A 22,555-nucleotide genomic window follows, 5' to 3' on the forward strand; every position below is an offset into this window, starting at 1 on the left:
TTAAAAAGTCAAGATGGGACGGCAGTGGCGGCCTGTTGTTGCCGATTGTGTACGGGCAACATAATTTGTTTCTCCGCTAACCGGAAAGAAGCGCATAAGTCCCAGTTCTGTCATATTAGTATGATAAGTACTTGACCAATAATAGTGGGTATTACCAGATTCAGCAGAAGTGTCCATAAGATCAGCTTCCCCATCTCCATTCAGAGCGGTCAATGCCTCAAGTACTTTGCTACTCTCTGCATTATAGGCCTCTCGCAGAGCCAGCAACTGTCCTAAAGCCGGAATGTACCAGCCACTGGTTTCAGTCAACGGAGCCTCAAGTTCATAGGCATCAACTGCATCCAATGCCGGAAGATCCACACCGCCGGCACCTGCCTTCCATGCCTGCGAATTGGCATAACCTTTTATTTCATCACAAGTTGTTGTAGAAGCAGTAATGTTAGCAACGGCAACACCTGATACATTATTTAATCTTTCGGCCGAGAAAGCAGAAGAAGCACATTCCTTCAAGCCAATAACCCAGCCGTGAATTTCACCATCCGCAAAAGTCACATCCTCGTAGTTAGCGGGCAAATCACTGTCTATTGCACTTCCATCACCTGTTGCTGCGAACACCACACCGACAACGGTCTTGTTCTCATCCAATGCAGAAGAATAACTTCCGTCGCTATAATAATAATCGCCCACTTGCGGAGCCGGAACCACCTCGCCCACGTTCGCCTCAAAGCTCAGATTATATTGCGTATTGGCATTCAGAAGCAGCCCATCGGTAGAAATGGAAGTCGCTCCTCCATCGCCAACCGTCATGGAAATGCTTTCCGGAAGCCTGGTGCTTGTTCCGTCTGCAAACAGATAATTGCAGAACCACACGCCATCACCGGCAACCGCTCCGCTATAGTCCGGGAGATTTGCTCTCGTTTCGCTTACCGTTCCGTCCGTAATGTTCATTCCGTTATTGACAGCATAACCCGTGACCGCAATGTTTCCCGACACCTCCGAAGTCTTTTCTTTAAAGTTCACCTTCGCGAACGGACGCTTCAAAACCACCGTACCGCCCGTAACCTCAGCGGCAGTAAAATGTCCTGTGAAAGCATCGCAGGCATCGTTGTTATAAAAGCTGTGTCCATCCGCCAACGTTGAAGAATAAGTTACGTCCGGAATACGCTGCGTGTCATAATACAAATCATCATAACGCCCATCGGCATTTGTGTCAGTGCCTGAAACAAAATCCGCCCAGAACGAGCATGTATACGTATCAGTAGCTGGAGTAAAAGTGAATGAGATGGTTCCTCCTGCATCAGCAAGAACCGTTTCCTGACGTACCGGTGTTTCTCCGTTACCCGACACATAAAGTATGCAACGCAACTGATGTCCGTCCGGAATAGCAGGAAGTGCACGCGACACAGCGTCACTTTCCACTTCGCTCGGCAACTGCACCGATATCGTAACGGGCCGCCCTGCCTGAGGCGCACTGCCCTGCTCCATCAAATCTTCCTGGCTGCACGAGAACAGTCCTGTTCCCAAAGCCAGTGTCGAATATAAAAGTATTCTTTTCATGGTTCGTTATTGTTTAAGGCCCCCTCAACTCCTCCCGAAGGGGAGCTTACTGAGCTTGTTCTTTAAGCCTCCACTTCGGGGGAGGTTTGGAAGGGCCTCGGGTTTGTTTTTAATTTTAATTATTTGTTTATTATGTTTTCTCTGAAGCCTCCCCTTCGGGGGAGGTTTGGAGGGCCGCTAAAGGGCTTAGAATGTCAGTATCGGACGGCAACGCTTACCGGAAGTACCTCCATGCGAATTTATAAATCCATCTGTTACAGCAGGATCAAATGTTATAGTCCGGACATAATACACGGAATTTGAAGTTCTCCCCGTACTTGACCAATAATAATTGCCCGTACCGGATTCCGTCACGATAAGGTCTGCCTTCGAATCGTCATCCGCCAAAACCTGCAGCGCATTCTTTACTGCATTGTTCTCAGCACCGTAAACAGTACGTAAAGCCGTCAACTGTCCGATTGCAGGAATATACCAGCCGGAAGTACCTGACTCTGGAAGCGGGGCATCGAAATCCTCTGCATAAGTGCTTAATTGATTCAGTGCCACATATTCAACGCCTTCGGCAAGCACATTGTCTGGCCATGCTTTGCAGTTCGCATACCCTTTGATGTCATCCTCGGCAGTTCCTACTCCTGCAACGCCAGTCAAAGCACTGCCTGCAGTGTTTGTAATGAACTGAGGTGTGCTCATCTCTTTCAGAGAAACAACCCATCCATGAACCACACCGTCCTCGAAAGTCACGCCTTCATAGTTGGCCACATCATCGGCAGCAGCGGCTCCGTCACCCTCTACTGTAGCAAATACGACACCGACCGGAGTTTTTCCGGGCACCAGATAGTTGGCCCATGTTCCGTCACTGTAATAGTAGTCACCCACTCTCGGAGCATCCGGATCGGAAAAGCCTACATCCACCGTTATACTGATACCGGCATCCGCCCAGTTAAAGTGCGCATTTACCGTCTTGTCTGCCTCCAGCACCATATTGGCCGTTTCGATACTCTTTGTAACGCCGTCTGCCGTCATGGAGATTGCTCCTCCCGGAAGAGCGGAACTTCCGGAAGTGGAGGCAAACAGGTAATTGGAGAACCATACCCGGTTAGCTCTATCCGCCACTCCACCGGCATAACTGATTGTACCCGTTCCATCCGGAGTTCCGCTTTGTATGTCAAACCTGTTGAATACTTCATAACTGACCTCTATGTTTCCTGAAACAGCAATCGCATCCTCATTGGAATAAGTAACTTTCGCAAACGGACGCTTCAAGGTGAGCACCGTTCCCTCACCGGCTGCAACATGACCATAGAAAGCATCGCACGCATCGTTGTTGAACAAGCTTCCGTCTGTCATCCGGCCGGCTACATAAGCGACTGTCGGCATACTTTGCGTATCATAGTACAGATCGGCATAACGTCCGTTCTCGTCAGGCTCGGCATCCGCTTCAATGAAATCCGCCCACACATACAGTTCAGTGCCGACAGGAACATCAGTAAAGTAGAACTTGTTGTTCACAGACTCCGACTCCACCATCTCGTAGCGGTTATCTCCGCTCACAAGAATGCAGCGAAGCTGATAGCCTTCCGGCGTTTCCGGAAATGGCGCCGATGTTCCGTCCGTCGGTGTCCCTCCTTCAGGAAGCTCCACTTCCACCGTACCGGAGTTCCCGCCAGAAGATTCCCAGTCGAGATCTTTCGTTGTGCATGACGAAAGTCCCGCACCCAGAACCAGCATCACATATAAAAATAGCTTCTTCATGGCAATCTCATTTAACAGATTATCAATTGTCCAGATCCACATCTATTTCATCATCGAAATCCGGATCAAACCCAATGCCGCCATTCGGATCCGTAGTCAGGAAAGGAGCACGAATTACAGTGTTCACTCCACGCTTGCACTGAAGGCGGAATGAATATCTGGCATATTCCACATTCGTATCTTCGGCATTCACTACCCTCAATGTCACAGGAACAGAAAAGGTTTCGTCCGGATCGATAAGAATATAGTCGAACAGCAGCGAATATTCGCCTCCTGCATTCTCCAAAGCTGTTTTTCTGAGTGAGGCATTGAAAGACATTCCGTCGAAAGCATGGCGGGTCACATCAGACAGCACATCATAACCGACCGGCATGCTTCCGTCATAATCAAGGTATACGCGGAATGCCGAGCCGCCTTCAGGATCGGTGACAGAAGCCACATTTTCCAAAGCCAGAAAATCGGCCACGTCTGTCGCCACCAGTTCAAAACGGCCTGCGGGACGCGCCAGTTCCATGCTTACCGGCACTTTCGCACCCCACTCGTCACGATAACGTGTCAGATCCAGGTCCTGACACCCGTAGAACGCATCCTCGAAACGGTTGTTTCCGACATAGCTTTTGCTTTTCGGCTTCATCACAGTGGTGAAATCAAATGTATTGTAGCAGGAATCCGTTTCCGCAATTTCATCGGTATCAAGATCCCCGTAATAATCCACCCATACCGCCAGGCGGTAGTCGCGTGCATGCAAGGGAACGGACACTCTCGTCTGAAAACGGTTAGTGAGCGGAAGATCTTCATAAACGACAACCCGTTCTGCCAAAGCAGTGCCTTCGTATGCCGCTATGGTAATTCGGTGAAGCGCATCCGGATAATTGGCCGCATTCACATACAGATTGTTTACGCTCGCATCCTCCGAATCGGGAAGGTTCAGGTCCAGCGAAATTTCCGCTTCCACAGTAACCGATGTAGGGTCAACTCCCACTTCACCGTCAGCCGTTTCTTCCGGAAATTCCGAAAGACAACCGGTCGCCAGCACGGGAAGCAATGCCATCATGCTCCACCGCGCAAGTTTGTTCTTATATGTCATAATCTTTTTCATGATACTTTATTCTTCTTTCTTAGAAACGATAAACCAATGACGCGCCAATACGGGTAATTCCCCAATAGTTATAGGACTTCTTTCCTATCTGCGCACCGTTGTCGATATTGTAATACTGATTATATTTCATATTGGCGTACCCTGCTCCAATAAGGAACTCTGCTCCCCAATGCTCGGAAAAAGGAAGCGAATAACCGTAAGTGAAGCCGGCTCCCAGCACCGGACGCTCCGTAGACTGAAAACGGTCGTCTTTCCATTTCACATTGAATGCACCGACATGAGCATGAACACCAACGAAATGTCCTTTGCCCACACCTTTCATCCACCAGCGGGCTTCGGGCTGGAAAAGCACCAGACGAACGCCGTGCTCCTGCTCAATATCCCAAAGGCTCCAGTTGAAAGGAAGCTCCAAAGACACATGCTCATGAAGCTGCACTTCGGCAGAAAGGTTCATGATCGCTCCTGCCCAATAAACCGCATTTGTCTTGACCGCCACATAACGTGAAGACGGGTCGAATGTTTGTTTCTTAACGGCCTTTCTGACTTCGCCGCCCTTCTTGCCTGTTTGAGGCTTTGTCGTTTCCACTTTCTTTTCTGCCGGACGTCCTCCCTGTGCCTGGGCACCCAGCCTTGTCTTCGTACCTTTCGGTTTATGAGGTACCTGCAATGATTCAGTCCCGTTTTCCGAGCTGCCGGCCGAAGGCAGAGATTCTGCCAGAATTGTCCCACCGAAGAAAGACATGCACAAAAGCAGACCGACTATCATATATTTCCTTTTCATAATGCTTGATTGTTTTCTATACATTCTTTTTCACTTTGTTTTCATTCCGGTATATACCGCAAATCAGGAGTCTTTCCGTTTACAGGATGATTCTTCATCCACTCTTCCAGCAAAGCACGGTGTTGCTTCACTACATCTCTGTATTTCTGCTCTACAGCCAGGTTGCGCATTTCTCCACGGTCGGATTTCATGTCGAAAAGCTGTTCGCGATAAAGCCCCATATTGTACAATACATATTTATAGTCTGCCGTACGCACCATCCATCCGACAGTTCCTCCTCCGGTTTCGGTGAAAGCCGTTTCGCTCACGATATATAGCTGTCCGGGAGCCGCTGTGTCACCTTTCTCTACTATCGGACGGATGCTCACTCCCTTCCGTCCGGCAGGAACCTTCGCTCCGCCCCAATCGCATACGCTCGGCATGAGGTCCACTCCAGCATTCACCAGCTGGGGAAGCACCTTTCCGGCATTCTTTCCTCCGGGAAGGCAGACAATGAACGGCACATTCGCCACCTCTTCATAAAGCGCCGTCTTCTGGTTCCACTGGTGCGCGCCTTGTCCGTCCCCATGATCGCTTGCGAAAATGACAACCGTATTCTTCCAAAGATTCTGACGGTCTATCTCGTCTACAATCTTTCCGATTTCCGCATCCACCGTTTCCACCAGACGACAGTAGGCATTGCGGTAACGCCGCCAGTCGTCAGGCGTATAGCTCCGTGTCGGATGGAGGCGGTATTTCAACGATTTCTCGAACGCCAGCGCGTCGGCATCGTAGGGAGCAACTGCATAATTGGCCGGAAGATTCGGACAATCCTCTATGTCAGCCGGCTCTTCAATCGCAGCGTAAGGCATTTTCTGCTTGCGCGCATACTCACAGATGTTGTGGGGATTGTCAAACGAAGCCACAAGGAAAAATGGCTTGTCCTGTTTGCGGCGCAGGAATTCCACGCACGCTTCCGCAAGTCCATAATCATTATGCTCATGCAGACGCTCGAATCCGAAGGCGTGTTCCGACGGAAGGGAATTGGTATGCACGTGCCATTTCCCGGCGTACGCGCAGTTATATCCTGCCTCGCTCATCAGCGTACCCAAGGTCTGCGTGCGCAGCGAATCGGGAAGCGGAGTGCCGTTTGCACATAATCCCACCATACCCGGCATATAGCCGGTGAACATGGACGAACGCGACGGACCGCTCAAAGGCATCGAACAATAGGCATTCTCGAAACGCACCCCATGTGCGGCAAGCCTGTCCATGTTAGGTGTCCGCAAGTCTGTATTGCCCGCGCAGCTCATAGCCGTGGCCGACTGCTGGTCCGTCATTATATAAATAATGTTCGGACGATCCTGAGCCATTGCAGCCATCGGCACAAGCGCACTGCAAAACAACGCGGATGTCAAATTCCTTTTCATGTTTTTCAGTAATTAGGGTTATTTTTATTTTCAAGCAAGGGATTAGCCTGTATCTCATCCAACGGAATCGGGAAAAGCTCATGCTTGCCAGTCTGGAAATTGTCGCCGGCTACGTAAGGCCTGTTCGTTCCTGCCGTGTTCGCATGCGTATTGTTTCCCGTCATCACCAACGCCTCTTCCAAGATGCCCCAACGAATCAAGTCATACTTGCGCATACCCTCGAAGGCCAGTTCAAAAGCGCGTTCCCAATAAAGGGCTGCACGAAAATCATCTTGTGCCGTACCTCCATTGAAGAAAGGAAGCTCCAACAAGTTAGGCTGGCAATTGCGGTATTCCTGCAATGAATTGACCTGCGTTGCCTGCGCACGCTCACGCACCCGGTTCAGCAAAGTCCATGCCGTAGAAGTTTCTCCCAATTCATTATATGCCTCTGCAGCCATCAATACCACATCAGCATAGCGCAACATGCAATAGTTGACATCGGTTATGTTCGGCTCCTTGTATCCTATCGGCATCCATTCACGGCGCCATTTGCCGGGATACCAACTGCGCACGTCCGTTACTTCCTCCTTCACATGATTGTAGACATCACTGTCCCACGTGTAATTATAAGTACATACCATTACATCGCGGCGGTTATCACCTTCTTCAAAGAAGTCCCTCCATTCAGGAACCACACGGTACATCGCATTGGCACGTCCCATAAAGTCACTTGTTTCCGTCGTATTGATTCCCGGCGCATCCACACGCGGACCGTTATAAGTACCCCAATAGCCTCTGGCACCCGTACTTCCGTCCACTGTATAGAAGGCTACTTCAAAAAGACTTTCCCTGGAATTGAGCGTTCCATAAGAGAACGTCCGGAACAATGCTTCATAGTTTCCAATCGTATGGTCGTCATCAAACCCGTTGGAAACTCCGTTATCGGTAGTATAAAGTCCGTGATAACCGTTTGCTTCAAAAGCTTCCCATTCTTCCGTAACGGCGGTAAAATACTCCTGGCGCAGATTATCTTCGGGACGCTGCAACGTTCCGTCCATCTGCAAGCTGTAACCGGCACGCTGCAAGAGCACACGCATCTTCAACGCACGCGCAGAAGCTTGTGTTGCCCTTTCGGGAGAACTGCTTGAAGTGGCCCAGTCCATACCTTCTTCCGCATCGGTCAAATCCTCTATAATCTGGTCATAAATGTCCTCGCGAGAAGTACGGGGCAAATACGCTTCCTCATAAGAATTGGTCGGAGTAGTCTTATAAGGCACATCTCCCCAATAAAGCACCAGATTGAAAGAAAACAGCGCACGCAGGAACTTGGCTTCCGCAACCAGTTCATGAAGGTTTTCATTGCTTTCATATTCGTCCATCGCCTCGATTCCGGCAATCATATAATTTGCACGCTCAAGTCCCTGATAGGTGTATGTCCACGCATTCTCCACATACCTGTTGGAGGTAGTTATCGTATAGGCGGAAATATCGCGCCTTCCACTGTCAGAGTTACCTGTACTGGCATACCACGTATCATCAGAAGCAAAGAAAGCCATAGCATAATCACCATACAATGAAGGCAATACGTTATATATACCCAATATGCCCATCTCTACATTGTCGGGATCAGAGAAGAATTCGTCTTCCGTATAATATGAGTTCGGCTTTTCCGTCAGCTTGTCTTCACAAGATACAAGCGACATACATCCAGCCATAAGCACCACTATATTTTTCAAATATTTCATAATACTGATCCATTAGAAAGTTAAATTCAATCCGAATACAAAAGAACGGTTGCGCGGATAAGCACCGAAGTCCACTCCCGGAGTCAGGTTGTTGCCTTTGGTAGAAACTTCCGGATCAAAGCCGGTATAAGGAGTCCACACGAAGAGATTGCTTCCGGTGAAGTACACTCTCGCCTTGCGCACATTCATCTTCCTTGTCCATGCCGCAGGAAATGTATATCCCAACGTGAGATTGCTCAAACGAAGATAGGAAGCGTCTTCCACCGCCCATGAATGAATCAAATAATCTCCTTGCTCCTGATCGCCGATGTAAGCCACAGACTTGCCTGCATTGAGCGCACTCAGCTCAGCCGGATCAGTCACTGTTTCTCCATCCGCATTGACGGTCATCCAGCGGTTCGAGCTGTTGGCTATGTCCAGCACGTTCTTGTTTGTGTTTCCCGTCTTCGTATTGCTCAGCTTCGTGGCATTCAGCACTTCCGCCCCGTAACTGAAGGTAAAGAACACGCTCAGGTCGAAACCTTTATAAGTGAAGTTGTTGGTTATACCTCCATAAAAGTCGGGATTAGCATTTCCGATTACGGTACGGTCATTGTCGTCCACGATCCCGTCGTTATTGATGTCCGCAAATTTCCATGAACCAGGCTGTACTTCCGAGTCAGAACGTCCCGGTATTCCATCCTTGAGCGTATAAGTCTGTGTAGCGGCATCGTAATCGAAGTCATCCACCTGATAAAGTCCCAGCGTCTTGAATCCGTAGAACTGTCCGATGGGTTTGCCCACTTCGATCTTGTGCGTATTCTGACTGTATCCGAACGCAGCTTCTTCAAGGAAGTAGCTTTCACCAGACAATGCTTCAATACGGTTCTTGTTGAATGACAAGTTGAAGTCCGTTGTCCACGTAAACCCTTTCGACTCGATATTCACAGATGAAATGCCCAGGTCAAAACCGATGTTGCGCGTTTTGCCGATGTTGCGGATCATAGTGGAATAGCCTGAAGAAGTAGGCACTTTAGAGTTCAGCAGCAGGTGCGAACTCTTGTTCAGATAAAATTCCGGGGTAATGGTCAGACGCTGTCCCCAGAATCCCATGTCTATACCGACGTTCAGCGTCTTGTTAGACTCCCACTGCAGTTCAGTGCTAGGGATTCCCGAACGGGCATATCCCGGAGAAACAGTTTCACCGCTCGGATAAGTGGCGGACTCCAGCAAATCCAATGAAGAATAACTTCCGATACGGTTGTTTCCTGCCAAACCGTAACCGGCACGCAGTTTCAAGTCAGAAAATACATCCAGCTTCTTGATAAACTCTTCTTCGCTCAAGCGCCATGCACCGGATATGGAAGGGAAGAATCCCCATTTGTGATTCCGCGCGAACTTGGAAGAACCGTCGGCACGGATTGTCGCGGTTACCAGAAAACGTTCCTTGAAGTTCCAGTTGGCACGCGAGAAGAAAGAAAGCAGCTTGTCGTCATAATTCTCTTCTGAAGTGATCGATCCCGGTGTACCCAGATTCATATCGCCTAATCCGATGTCATTGTTTGGGAAATTAGTCGCTCTCGAACGGATCCACTGCGACCAGCGGGAAACCCATTCCTGACCGAACATAAGGGTCAGACGGTTTGTCTTCGACTTGTATTCATAGTTCAGCACATTTGAAGCCTGAAAACTTCCGCTCTCCGAATACTGCACATACCCGTTGATGCTGGAACGTTTGGCTGTAGATGTAAGTTCGCCATAGAATACATCTCTCCTCAGGTTCTGATAACGTGTTCCCAACGTACTGCGTAGAAACCAGCGTTTGTTAAAGCGGAAAGTAAGTCCTCCGTTTGCCTGGAAAACGCGCGTCGTGCGGTCGTCCCTGCTCTGCGCCGCCTCAATCAGCGGATTCTGCATCGTGTTTGACGCGTCATCCTCATAAAGCGGATTCTCGCCTGCTATCAGTTCGTCTTCCGTCGAATAGATTCCGGCGATGGGAGGGTACTGGAGAATGCTCTCCATCTTGTTGAAGCGAGTATTCCCGTCAGACGTTCCCATGCCGCTTACATTTGTCTGGGAGAAGGTGACACGCCCGTTCACTGAAAGGCGCTTATCCCCCCGCTGAGAGAAGCTCAAGGAAATGTTATGGCGGTCAGTTCCGCTGTACACCATTGCACCCAATTCCTTATAGTAGGCATAATTCAAGTTGTAGTTCAGTTCACGTCCGCCTCCGGATATGTTCACACGGTAGTTCTGGCTGGTTGTGGTGCGTCCCAACGTTTCATCCTGCCAGTCGATTCCGCGATTCGCATAATTCTGATGGATCTCATGAAACGAACCGTAAGTATTCTGAAAACGGGTTATCCCCTCATCACCGTAAAGGTAAACATTCCGCTCGTAGTCAAGCAGAGCGTATTCTTCAGAAGACAACACCGGAAGCTTGCTCGCTATCTTGGACACGCCTACATAGGCATCGAAGCTGACAGACATCTTCGTGTCCTTCTTCTCACCTCCCTTGGTCGTGACCACCACAACACCGTTCGCACCGCGCGCACCGTAAATGGCGGTAGCGGAAGCATCCTTCAAAATGTCGATGGAAGCGATTTCACCCGGGTCGAGGTCTGAAATACCGTCTTCGCTCGGAAAACCGTCGATGATGTAAAGAGGCTCGTTGCTCTGCGTAATGGACATACCTCCACGCACACGGATGGAGATGCCGGCACCGGGACCGCCTTCAGCCTGCGTGACCTGCACACCAGCCACACGTCCGGCAAGGGCAGAGGCTACGTTGGATGTCGGGGTCTTCATCAGGTCGTCGCTCCTGACAGAAACGACAGAACCAGTCAAGTCCCCTCTTCGGGTTGTACCGTATCCGACAACCACCACTTCATCCAACACCTTGTTATCCTGCTTCAACTGCACATCTATTACCTTTTTCCCTTTTACCGGAACCTCCTGCGTAGCCATTCCGATATAAGAGAAAACCAGTATGTCCTTCGGTTTTGCCTGGATGGAGTACTTTCCATCAAGGTCAGTAATCGTGCCCACTTTCGGATTGCCCTTGATGCGGACAGTCGCTCCGATTGCTTCCAGTCCGTCATTGTCGAGAACCTTACCGGTCACCGTCAGCGTCTGTGCCGAAACTGCCGAGCATCCGAAAAAGCAGATCAAAAGTGCTAATAGAAACTTCACATTTTTCATAATATATCATTCTCAGTCATTTGTTACCGATAGCGAAGATAGGCAGATTTGAAAGGACAGGCTTTCAAATCTGTCTTATCTTCTTTCGATTCTGTTTTATCTTCTTTCAGTTGGATTGCTTTTTCAGGTCAACATAGCGTTTCAGACCTTCCAGATAGTAATAATCCGCATAATTCAACGGAGCGTCAATTTCAGAACCGTGCGGCAACGAACCGGTAGAATGCATAAGAATAAAGAATCCGTTCTTTCCCTTTCCAGCCAGATAAGCGTCGCTCGAAAGTGTTTTCAGAATCGATTCCGCATAGTCAAAATATTTCTGTCCATCCGGAACAAACGTGCTCAATTCCAGAAAAGCGGAAGCTATAACCGCAGCTGCCGAAGCGTCACGCGGCGTGTCTTCCTTCACCGGAGCGTCAAAATCCCAATAAGGTATCTTGTCTGCCGCCACATTGCGCTTCATAATCATATCAGCAACATTGACCGCATGACGAAGGAACAGACTGTCCCGGGTTTCCCGATAGCAGAGCGTATATCCATATACAGCCCAGCTTTGCCCTCTTGACCACGACGAATCATCATTCTTTCCCTGGTGCGTCTGCTTCTTCTCTACCGAACCGTCATTGTTGTAGCTCACCACATGCCATGATGTGAAATCAGGACGGAAATGATTCTTCATTGTAGTCTTTGCATGCTGCACAGCTATCTGCTTATATTTCGGATCGCCAGTCAACTTCCCTACATTAAAAAGCAGTTCCAGATTCATCATGTTGTCGATAATTACCGGATAGTTCCAAGGACCGAAATCCCACGAACGGATACATCCGATACGGGCATTGAAACGCGAACAGAGATTGTCGGCCGTTTCAATCAGAACCGCTTTGATCGTGTCGTTCGCATCCAAACGGAGTGCATTGCCATAACTGCAGTTCATCATGAAACCGATGTCATGATTGTCATTTACCTTGCGGATGGGATACATGCGGTTGGTATAGCGGACAGCTTCCTGTCTGATGGTGTCATTCCCCGTCAGCTCGTAAAGGTACCACAATGTGCCGGGAAAAAATCCGCTTGTCCAGTCATACAAGTTGCACGTACGCAACTTGCCTATTTCACTTGCAGGCGGGTTCGCCACCAGCGAATCCATAAACACTGTGGAGTCACATTCCATCTGTTCCACCAGAAAGTCCATATTATAACCCGTATAAAGCGTACGGGGCATTCTGTCCAGCGAATCGGTCATCAACGCAGACATTTCTTTCGCCTGATACAATGCAACATCCAGCGCATGATCAATCCACGGACTGTTTTCTTTTACTGCCTGCCGGCAAGAAACAAGTGCAAACCCAACGGCAGCACACAAGATCAATTTACTTTTCATGGCATTCTTATATTAATTATACATAAATAAAAGTCGGAAACGGTGTTTCTTCCGGTCGCAAAACTAAAGAAGAAACACCGTTTCCGGCTTTATCTGTGTTGAAAGATCTTTCACTGACGTTGAAAAGTGAAACAAAAACAAGCCGCACCAAACGGAAACAGGCGGCTGCCCTGACTGAAGCAGCCGCCTGTTTCTACCGGCAGGACAGATGAATGAAACCTACAATTCTCCCTGCACAAGAATATGGCACTGATGTGCCTCAAGCACTTCCATGCAACGTTTCAAATCGTTAGGCTTGATCACCACATGCGCTTTGCTGTCCTGGGCAAACGCATACATATATTCAATGAATATCTGCTCCTTGGCCAAATATTCCAGAATGACGGCAAGCGATCCGGGTTCGTTCTCACAACTCAAACAAACGACATCAGTCGACATTACCGCAAAATCATGAGCCCGAAGCACTTCTACAGCTTTCTCCACATCAGATACAATCAGTCGGAGAATCCCGAAATCGGCTGTTTCCGCCATACTGAACGCATGCATGTTGATTCCGTTCGCGCCCAATGTCCTTACCACTTCATTTATTCTTCCGGTCTTGTTTTCAAGAAAGACCGACAATTGCTTTATCGTCATGATTCCTCTTTTTTAATTTTACACTAATACACGCTTGTCAATGACACGCTGCGACTTTCCCTGGCTTCGGGCAATGCTGTTGGGCTCCATCAGCTTCACGTCCGCGCTGATGGACAGCACGCTTTTCAGTTTGTCATACAAAGCCTTCTTCAGGTTCAGCATAGCCCCGATGTCGTCATTGAAATAATCGCGGCGGACCTCTACCTGGACCTGCAGCGTATCCAGATTGTTTACACGGTCGACCACCAGCATATACCGCGGTTCAAATTCCTTCATGCTCAGTATCACGCTTTCCACCTGTGACGGGAACACATTGATTCCGCGGATAATCAACATATCGTCGCTCCGTCCCATAATCGGAGTCATACGCACGCTGGTGCGGCCGCAAGGACATTCGCCCGGCATAAGCGAAGTCAAGTCTTTGGTACGGTAACGGAGCAGAGGCATGCCTTCTTTTGTAAGGGTTGTGAAAACCAGTTCTCCCTGCTGTCCCGCCGGCAACGGTTCCAAAGTGACCGGATCGATGATCTCAGGATAAAAATGGTCTTCATTGATATGCGAGCCATGCTGCTCCTGACACTCGAACGACACGCCCGGCCCCATGATCTCGCTCAGGCCGTAGATATTGTATCCTTTCAGGCCCAGCCGTTCCTGTATTTCCTGACGCATGTGCTCCGTCCACGGCTCTGCGCCGAACGCGCCTATTCTCAGTCCAAGTTCTTCTTTCTTTATTCCCATACGCTCCACCACCTCAGCCAGATACAGCGCATATGAAGGCGTACAGGCAATGCCGGTTATTCTCAAGTCGCGTATCAGGCGGACATGCTTTTCAGTATTTCCCGTAGAAGCCGGTATCACCGTCGCTCCCAGATTCTCCACCCCGTAATGGGCTCCCAAGCCGCCGGTGAAGAGTCCGTATCCGTAACTGACAGAAAACGTATCGTCGCGCGTCACGCCGTATGCTGACAGGCAGCGCGACATCACCTCCGACCACACGGCAAGGTCTTTCCGCGTATAACCGACAATGGTCGGATTGCCGGTCGTTCCCGATGAAGCATGAACTCTGACCACTTCTGATTTCGGAGCGGCCATCAGTCCGTAAGGATAGTTGTCACGCAGGTCCTGCTTGGTAGTAAAAGGAAGTTTCACTATATCATCAATGCCCCGGATATCCTCGGGCATCAAATCCATTTCCTGCATCTTGTGCCGATAGAACGGCACATTATGGTAAACATATGCAACAAGTTTCTGCAACCGTTTGCCTTGCAGCTCGCGCAACTGTTCGCGCGGCATGCATTCTTTTGTAGGATTCCAAATCATCTGAAAGAGTCATTAATCGGTTAAGGCTCTCAGAGCCGACACTTTTTTCATATCACTATCCGTCATTCTTTTCCAATGGCTTTATGGTCCTCACGGAAAGCTTTCATGCGTTCTTCCAGCACAGGATAAAGCTCTTCGCGCATACGTGAAGTGCAGGCACGCACACCTTCCTGATCGCTTCCGGTTGTAGACAGGGAAATGCTGCTCACCCCATAATACATCAGTTCAAGCAGCAGCTGTCCGCCCGTCATGCCGGAATAGCCGAGCGTAAAGAAGAAACCGTCGCCCACTTCCCGTGTAACGTCACGGTCGTACACGATAGTGAAGCCGTTGTCCGTAAAAATCCGCTTCATGCGGCGGGCACGGCGTTCGTATTCGCGCACGTCCTCCACAAAATTGATTTCACCCGATACCGAACGGTTCAGCATTTCCGCCATTCCATACTGCGTGGTTGCCGTACAGCCGGAAGTGATCATATACATAATGGAAGCGATAAACGTAGGGCCGAATACGCCTGAGTCTTCATACCTCCTGGCAAGTGCAGGATACTGCCTGTCGAAAAGCTTGTCGGATATACATGCCAAAGCGATGCGCTGTCCGGCGTAGCTGAATATCTTCGAGGCGGAAAGCATCAAAATGTAATTGTCGGTATAACGGGCCACGGTCGGCACAAAAGGCGGCTGGAAAGGACGGCCATAACGGTGACGGAAGTCCATGCAGAAATAAGCCTGATCCTCCAGCACCACGACATCATACCGGGTTGCAAGCTCGCCGATAATCTCCAGTTCCTCTTCTTCCAGACAAATCCATGCCGGATTGTTGGGATTGGAATACACAACAGCGGCGATATCGCCTTTCGACAAATAGCTCTCCAGCTTCTCCCGAAGAGGCTTTCCCCGGAAATCGTGGATGTCAAAAAACTCCCACTCTACGCCCAATATGCGCAACTGCGATTTCTGGATGGGAAAGCCCGGATCAATGAAAAGCACTTTGTTCTTTCCCGGCAAGCGCTGGGTGCATGCAATGAACGCTCCGAACGAAGCTGCCACCGACCCCGTTGTAGGCACACACGCCCGCGGGGATATGTCGATATCGATAAAAGCCTTGATAAAGCGCGAAGCGGCATCCTTCAGCTCAGGCACTCCGGCCGCAGCCGGATACTGGGCGCCCAAGCCTGCATCGAGGGCTTTCTTTTCGGCTTCAATCCCCACTTTGTTTGCAGGAAGGCCGGGCGAGCCCTGATCCATGCGGATAAAAGGGATTCCCGTCAATTCTTCCAGCCGGGAAGCCACCAGCAGCACATCGCCGATGGTGGCATTCTGCAAGTCGGCTACTTTCATCTCGCGCGCCACCTGCGACACCAGTTCTTCACTGAACACCCGACTCATAAGCTCAAAGTTTTAGATTTTTCACGTATTCGTGACCGATATCAAAAGCGCGACAGTTCATGCTGACCACTTCTTCTCCTTTCGAAGCAAATATCCGCCCCACGCTTTCGCGCAAGGTGGCCGCATCAAGAATCTTCAGGAAAGAAGCTGCCGCACCCAGCAGAATCACATTGGCCGACTTCTGCATCTGGTTCTCCCGGGCAAGCTGTTCCACGTCAAGCGACACAATGTGAGGCTGGGCCTTCAGCTCTTCCGCCAACGCCTGTTCATCGGGATAGTTGGGGATATTCTTGAACGGAGCAGACGAAGTGATGATCCATCCGCTTTCGGAAAGATAAGGCAAATAGCGCAAAGCCTCCATCGGCTCCAGCGAAATGATCATGTCGGCTGTTCCGAGTGCGATCAGGTCGGAAGCGATGGGCCTGTCCGACAAACGAAGATTCGACTGCACGTCCCCGCCCCGCTGGCTCATCCCGTGCACCTCGGCCTGCTTCAGCGCCAGTCCCATACGGGTGGCGGCCTCACCGATTATGGTAGCGATAGACAAGATTCCCTGTCCTCCTACTCCAGAAAGTATAATGTCTGTTTTCATTTTTTCTCAGCTCTTTTCTTTTTCAACTTACGGTTCAATGTCTGTATACACTCGCGGCGGGGAATGATGACGGACACTCCGTCGTATTCAATTTCCTCGCGGATGACACGGGTAATCTCTTCCATGTTTTTAGGCAGCGGAACCACCACACGCACATGTCCCGGCTCTACGCCCAGCCCCAGACAAATGGCTTCGAACTTGTTGGTTCCGGCAGAATCCTGCCCTCCCGTCATAGCCGTTGTCAGATTGTCCGAGATAATCACCGTTATGTTCGCCTTGTCGTTCACGGCATCCAGCAGGCCGGTCATGCCCGAATGCGTAAAGGTGGAATCCCCGATAACCGCAATGGAAGGAAACTGGCCGGCATCGGCAGCTCCTTTCGCCATCGTGATGGACGCTCCCATATCCACGCAACTGCTCAATGCCCGGAAAGGAGGCAGAGCGCCCAGCGTATAGCAACCGATATCGCCGAAGATCTTCGCTCCGGGATACTCCGCAGCCACCCGATTCAGCGCGTCATACACGTCGCGGTGTCCGCATCCCACACACAAGGCAGGCGGACGGGGAACAACATGCTGCGCCTTCGGATAGACCTGGCCTCCCGGAATGCCCAACGCAGCCTTCACATTGTCGGGGGTCAGTTCGCCCGTCCGGGGCAGATCGCCGCTCAAGCGCCCTTTCACAACATACTGCGAAGGAAGCAGCCCCTTCAACTGTTCCTCTACGAACGGCTGACCGTCTTCAACCACCAGCATCTCCCGGCAAGAGCCTGCCAGACGTGTAAGCAGATCTGCCGGAAGAGGATACTGCGAAATCTTGATAACCGGATAGGGACATCCGTCCGGATAATTCTCCATTACATAATTATATCCTATGCCGCAAGCCACAATCCCTTTTTCAGACATGCCTTCCTTGAATGCGGCTTCATTGAAAGGCGAAGTTTCCGAAAGGTCCAGCAGGCGGGACTGCTCTGCAATCACCTCAAGATAACGGCGGCGTGCATTGCCCGGCAACAGGACCCAGTCGGAAGGCACGGATTCTTTGCCCGTGCAGGTTACGTCCAAAAACTTTTCCTTCACCTTTACAGCGGCTCTCGAATGGGCCATACGGGTTGTGATACGCATCAGCACAGGCAGCCTTTCTTCTTCCGACAGACTGTATGCGTACTCCATCATGTCATACGCCTCCTGCTGCGACGAAGGTTCAAGGACAGGAATCATCGCAAACTTGCCGTAGAAGCGCGAATCCTGTTCATTTTGCGAAGAATGCATGCTGGGGTCGTCTGCCGCCAATACCACAATTCCTCCGTTAACACCCGTAATGCCTGAATTGACAAAGGCATCGGCACACACGTTCATGCCCACATGCTTCATGCATACCAGCGCACGTTTTCCCACATACGAAACGCCCAATGCGGCCTCCATTGCCGTTTTCTCGTTCGTACACCAACTGCTGTGCAGGCCTCTCGACTTCGCCAAGGGTGAATCCTGTATATATTCGGTAATCTCGGTAGAGGGAGTTCCCGGATAAGCGTAGACACCGGAAATCCCTGCATGAATGGCTCCCAAGGCTATCGCCTGGTCGCCCAATAACAAAAGTTTATCGTTGTTTTCCATATTTTAGCTCCTCCAAACCTCCTCCGAAAGAAGGCTTCCCGAGTTAAACTTCATATTTAAATTTACTTGAAAATCCGCAATCCCCCCATTGCAGGGGCAGGCAATTCCTCACCCGGATGCAGACTATATATAATGAAATCATCCCATATTTGCTCAGAATGAAAATAAAAACGGCCTTTCATTTTGACACAGCTTCCCTACACGTCGGCATCATCCAGCACGGGGAACTTCTTGCGGAACGCCTCAAGCTGTTCCATATCGATCTCCGCCCCGGCACATTCCGCCTTTCCGTCCTCACAGGCCGCCAGCGTATGACCATACGGATCGATTACCGCACTTCCTCCGCAATAATCGCATTCGGGATCCTTTCCAACCCGGTTCACGGCAACTACATAGCACTGGTTTTCGATGGCGCGGGCGCGAAGCAAAGTTTTCCACGCATCCACCCGCGGAGCAGGCCAGCTCGCCACATAAAGGATGGCATCATAATCCTTCCGGTTGCGCGACCAGACGGGAAAGCGCAAGTCGTAGCACACCTGCAGAAGGAAGCGCACGCCCCGGAAAGCGACAATCACCCGCTCATTGCCCGGCGTATAGCGCTTATGCTCTCCGCCATAAGTGAACAGATGCTTCTTGTCGTACCATGTCACCGTCCCGTCAGGACAGACAAAATAAAAACGGTTGTAGTATTTTCCGCCATCTTCCGTGGCGATGCTTCCGGCAACGGCACAGTTTCCGGCAACCGCCTTCCGCTTCATCCATTCGAGGCTTCCATGCCCCGCCGGCTCGGCCACGCCTTCGGGCCGGGTGCAGAACCCTGTCGAAAACATTTCGGGCAGAACATACAGGTCAGCCCCCGGACAAGCGTCCATCATCTTGTCCGCCCGCTTCAGATTCTCCTCCGGATCGGCCCAGCAAATATCAGTCTGCAGTATGATTACTTTCATGCTTTTCATATTTTAGAAACGCCCAAAGGTAACAAAATAATAATTATAACCCAATATATGAAGCAAAATATTCACTTTGCCATCTTTTCTCTCCCTATTTATCACTGCATCCGGCGCAAGCCGACACCATGCGGCACCGTCTTTTCTCCTGCCGGCAGCAGAAAAGCGAAACGAGAGGAAAGATTCTTCAAACCACATTGCCGTTTGTATAAACCACGATGCGGTTTGTATAAACCACAGTGTGGTTTGCATAAACGACGATGCCGTTTGAAGTTTGCGCAAGGCCGTTCCGGTTTTTATACCGCAGAACAGACAGGCAGGGCCTGCATCCCCTCCGGTTTCTCCTTCAAAATAAAGTTTTTGCATAAAAGAAGCATACGGATAGGGATAAATTGCAAAATGTTTGTTATTTTTGTCCCGAAAATGAGTTAATATACTGACAAATGAACGTATTAGAACTGAGCGAACAGGAGATTATCAGACGCAACAGTCTGAACGAATTGAGAGCGATGGGAATCGATCCGTACCCCGCCGCCGAGTATGTAACCGACGCTTTTTCAACAGACATCAAAGCCGAGTTCAAAGACGATGCCGAACCGCGCAAGGTATCCATAGCCGGACGTATCATGTCACGCCGCGTGATGGGAAAAGCATCGTTCGTTGAACTGCAGGACTCAAAAGGACGCATCCAAGTATATATCACACGGGACGATATCTGCCCGGAAGAAAATAAAGATCTGTATAATGTGGTATTCAAACGCCTGCTGGACCTGGGCGACTTCATCGGAATCGAAGGCTTCGTGTTCCGCACCCAGACGGGAGAAATCTCCGTCCACGCCCGGAAGCTGACCGTATTGTCGAAGTCACTCCGCCCGCTTCCGATCGTGAAGTACAAGGACGGCGTGGCATACGACAAGTTTGAAGACCCCGAACTGCGGTACCGCCAGCGCTATGTCGACCTGATTGTGAACGACGGCGTAAAGGACATTTTCCTGCAGCGCGCAACAGTGATACGCACCATCCGCCGTGTGCTTGACGAGGCGGGCTATACGGAAGTGGAAACGCCCACGCTGCAGAACATAGCCGGCGGAGCAAGCGCAAAACCGTTTATCACGCATTTCAACGCCCTGGATACTGACATGTATCTGCGCATAGCCACAGAGCTTTATCTGAAACGGCTCATCGTGGGCGGATTTGAAGGCGTGTACGAAATCGGCAAGAACTTCCGCAACGAAGGCATGGACCGCAACCACAATCCGGAATTTACCTGCATGGAGCTCTACGTGCAGTACAAGGACTACAACTGGATGATGTCATTCACCGAAAAGCTGCTCGAAACGGTGTGCATCGCCGTCAACGGCAAGCCCGAACGGGAAATCGACGGAAACATCATCAGCTTCAAGGCTCCCTACCGCCGGCTGCCGATACTTGAAGCCATCAAAGAGAAGACAGGCTATGACCTCAACGGCATGGACGAAGCGCAGATACGCGAAGTGTGCCGGAAACTGAACATGGAAATCGACGACACGATGGGCAAGGGCAAGCTGATCGACGAAATATTCGGCGAATTCTGCGAAGGCACGTTCATCCAGCCGACGTTCATCACCGACTATCCCGTAGAGATGTCGCCGCTCACCAAAATGCACCGCTCGAAGCCGGGACTGACAGAACGCTTCGAACTGATGGTGAACGGAAAAGAGCTGGCCAACGCCTACTCTGAGCTGAACGACCCGATAGACCAGGAAGAACGCTTCAAGGAGCAGATGCGCCTTGCCGACAAGGGAGATGACGAAGCAATGATCATCGATCAGGACTTCTTGCGCGCACTGCAGTACGGCATGCCCCCGACAAGCGGCATCGGAATAGGAATCGACCGCCTGGTTATGCTCATGACGGGCAAGACGTTCATTCAGGAAGTGCTGTTCTTCCCGCAAATGCGCCCCGAAAAGGTGACGCCGAAAGACAATGCGGCAAAATACACGGCACTGGGAGTGCCCGAAGAATGGGTGCCGGTGATTCAGAAAGCCGGATACAACCTGGTGTCTGACATGAAAGACGTGAACCCGCAGAAGGTGCACATGGACATCTGCGGAATCAACAAGAAATACAAACTCGAACTGAAGAACCCCAGTGTGGACGAAGTAGCCAGTTGGATTAAAGGAATAGTATGAAACTGCCCGGGAAAATAGCGATTATGGGGGGAGGAAGCTGGGCCACGGCAATCGCCAAAATCATACTGACCCAAGCCGAATCGATAAACTGGTATATGCGCCGTGACGACCGTATTGAGGATTTCAAGCGTCTGGGCCATAATCCGGCTTATCTTACCAGCGTGCGCTTCAACATCAAGTGCATCAACTTTTCATCGGACATCAACAAGATCGTGAGGGAATCGGATACGCTGATATTCGTCACTCCCTCGCCCTACCTGAAAAGCCACCTCAAAAAGCTAAAGGTCAAGCTCAAGGATAAGTTCATAGTTACCGCCATCAAAGGAATCGTCCCTGACGAGAACATGATCATCTCCGACTATTTCCATCAAGTGTATGATGTGCCGGAAGAAAACATCGCCGTTCTGGCAGGGCCGTGCCACGCGGAAGAAATTGCGCTCGAACGGCTTTCCTACCTCACGGTGGGATGCAAGGACATCGAAAAGGCCAAAATGTTTGCGCGGCAGCTTGCAGGACATTACGTGAAGACATCGGTCAACACGGACGTGGCGGGAATCGAATACGCCTCGGTGCTGAAAAATGTCTATGCCATAGCGGCAGGCATCTGCAGCGGACTGAAGTACGGCGACAACTTCCAGGCCGTGCTGGTATCAAACGCCTTGCAGGAAATGAACCGATTCCTCGATACAGTGCACCCCCTGGACCGCTGCACGAACGATTCGGCGTATCTGGGCGACCTGCTGGTCACCTCCTACTCCAACTTCAGCCGCAACCGCGTGTTCGGAACAATGATCGGAAAGGGATATTCAGTGAAAAGCGCGCAGATCGAAATGGAAATGATAGCGGAAGGGTACTACGGCACAAAATGCATCAAAGAGCTCAACAAACACTTGCACGTGAACATGCCGATTGTGGATGCTGTATACAACATTCTCTATGAACGCATATCACCCATGATTGAAATAAAACTACTAACTGATTCATTCAGATAAAATTTACAGT

Annotated in this window: 17 protein-coding genes; 2 read left to right on the forward strand and 15 right to left on the reverse strand. The window is 50.4% G+C overall.

The window, feature by feature from the left end; translation table 11 throughout:
• From QUW60_RS05815 to QUW60_RS05885, 15 genes are all read right to left on the reverse strand, one after another.
• Positions 1–1,557 (reverse strand): DUF6562 domain-containing protein, encoded by a 1,557-nt coding sequence (locus tag QUW60_RS05815; protein WP_289559118.1) that lies wholly within the window; start codon positions 1,555–1,557, stop codon positions 1–3.
• Between the two features lie 186 nt (positions 1,558–1,743).
• Positions 1,744–3,309 carry a DUF6562 domain-containing protein gene (locus tag QUW60_RS05820; RefSeq protein WP_289559120.1) on the reverse strand — a complete coding sequence of 522 codons (1,566 nt, stop codon included), beginning with the start codon at positions 3,307–3,309 and terminating at the stop codon, positions 1,744–1,746.
• A 22-nt stretch (positions 3,310–3,331) separates the two neighbouring features.
• On the reverse strand, positions 3,332–4,396 hold the full coding sequence (locus QUW60_RS05825) for a DUF6562 domain-containing protein (protein WP_289559122.1): 1,065 nt from the start codon (positions 4,394–4,396) through the stop codon (positions 3,332–3,334).
• A gap of 31 nt (positions 4,397–4,427) precedes the next feature.
• Positions 4,428–5,189 carry a DUF3575 domain-containing protein gene (locus QUW60_RS05830; protein ID WP_375337937.1) on the reverse strand — a complete coding sequence of 254 codons (762 nt, stop codon included), beginning with the start codon at positions 5,187–5,189 and terminating at the stop codon, positions 4,428–4,430.
• 41 nt (positions 5,190–5,230) lie between these two features.
• On the reverse strand, positions 5,231–6,598 hold the full coding sequence (locus QUW60_RS05835; protein ID WP_289559123.1) for a sulfatase family protein: 1,368 nt from the start codon (positions 6,596–6,598) through the stop codon (positions 5,231–5,233).
• 5 nt (positions 6,599–6,603) lie between these two features.
• Entirely contained in the window at positions 6,604–8,325 is a 1,722-nt protein-coding gene (locus QUW60_RS05840) for a RagB/SusD family nutrient uptake outer membrane protein (RefSeq protein WP_289559125.1), read from the reverse strand.
• A 12-nt stretch (positions 8,326–8,337) separates the two neighbouring features.
• Positions 8,338–11,505 carry a SusC/RagA family TonB-linked outer membrane protein gene (locus QUW60_RS05845; protein ID WP_258337052.1) on the reverse strand — a complete coding sequence of 1,056 codons (3,168 nt, stop codon included), beginning with the start codon at positions 11,503–11,505 and terminating at the stop codon, positions 8,338–8,340.
• 106 nt (positions 11,506–11,611) lie between these two features.
• A complete protein-coding gene (locus tag QUW60_RS05850) occupies positions 11,612–12,883 on the reverse strand; it encodes a DUF4995 domain-containing protein (protein WP_258337053.1) in 1,272 nt (423 codons plus the stop codon).
• A 219-nt stretch (positions 12,884–13,102) separates the two neighbouring features.
• The gene (locus QUW60_RS05855; RefSeq protein ID WP_289559128.1) at positions 13,103–13,519 is read right to left on the reverse strand and encodes an amino acid-binding protein; all 417 of its coding nucleotides are present in this window, start codon (positions 13,517–13,519) and stop codon (positions 13,103–13,105) included.
• A gap of 18 nt (positions 13,520–13,537) precedes the next feature.
• Positions 13,538–14,839 carry a phenylacetate--CoA ligase family protein gene (locus tag QUW60_RS05860; RefSeq protein ID WP_258337055.1) on the reverse strand — a complete coding sequence of 434 codons (1,302 nt, stop codon included), beginning with the start codon at positions 14,837–14,839 and terminating at the stop codon, positions 13,538–13,540.
• A gap of 62 nt (positions 14,840–14,901) precedes the next feature.
• A complete protein-coding gene (locus QUW60_RS05865) occupies positions 14,902–16,227 on the reverse strand; it encodes an aminotransferase class I/II-fold pyridoxal phosphate-dependent enzyme (RefSeq protein ID WP_258337056.1) in 1,326 nt (441 codons plus the stop codon).
• A gap of 4 nt (positions 16,228–16,231) precedes the next feature.
• Positions 16,232–16,819: an indolepyruvate oxidoreductase subunit beta gene (locus tag QUW60_RS05870; RefSeq protein ID WP_258337057.1), complete on the reverse strand. Its 588-nt coding sequence runs from the start codon at positions 16,817–16,819 to the stop codon at positions 16,232–16,234.
• On the reverse strand, positions 16,816–18,435 hold the full coding sequence (locus tag QUW60_RS05875) for a thiamine pyrophosphate-dependent enzyme (protein ID WP_289559131.1): 1,620 nt from the start codon (positions 18,433–18,435) through the stop codon (positions 16,816–16,818). The genes QUW60_RS05870 and QUW60_RS05875 overlap by 4 nt, the downstream gene beginning before the upstream one ends.
• A gap of 197 nt (positions 18,436–18,632) precedes the next feature.
• Positions 18,633–19,382 (reverse strand): amidohydrolase, encoded by a 750-nt coding sequence (locus QUW60_RS05880; protein WP_289559133.1) that lies wholly within the window; start codon positions 19,380–19,382, stop codon positions 18,633–18,635.
• A 12-nt stretch (positions 19,383–19,394) separates the two neighbouring features.
• The gene (locus tag QUW60_RS05885) at positions 19,395–19,748 is read right to left on the reverse strand and encodes a hypothetical protein (RefSeq protein WP_289559135.1); all 354 of its coding nucleotides are present in this window, start codon (positions 19,746–19,748) and stop codon (positions 19,395–19,397) included.
• A 77-nt stretch (positions 19,749–19,825) separates the two neighbouring features.
• Between QUW60_RS05885 and lysS the strand changes: the two genes are divergently transcribed.
• Both lysS and QUW60_RS05895 read left to right on the forward strand, forming a co-directional pair.
• Positions 19,826–21,553, forward strand: coding sequence for a lysine--tRNA ligase (gene lysS, locus QUW60_RS05890; protein ID WP_258337061.1), 1,728 nt, complete (start codon positions 19,826–19,828; stop codon positions 21,551–21,553).
• Positions 21,550–22,545, forward strand: a complete 996-nt coding sequence (locus QUW60_RS05895) for an NAD(P)H-dependent glycerol-3-phosphate dehydrogenase (RefSeq protein ID WP_258337062.1) — start codon at positions 21,550–21,552, stop codon at positions 22,543–22,545. The genes lysS and QUW60_RS05895 overlap by 4 nt, the downstream gene beginning before the upstream one ends.
• Positions 22,546–22,555 lie beyond the last annotated feature (10 nt).

Source organism: Bacteroides gallinaceum (assembly GCF_030373775.1).
GTDB classification, from domain to species: domain Bacteria; phylum Bacteroidota; class Bacteroidia; order Bacteroidales; family Bacteroidaceae; genus Phocaeicola; species Phocaeicola excrementipullorum.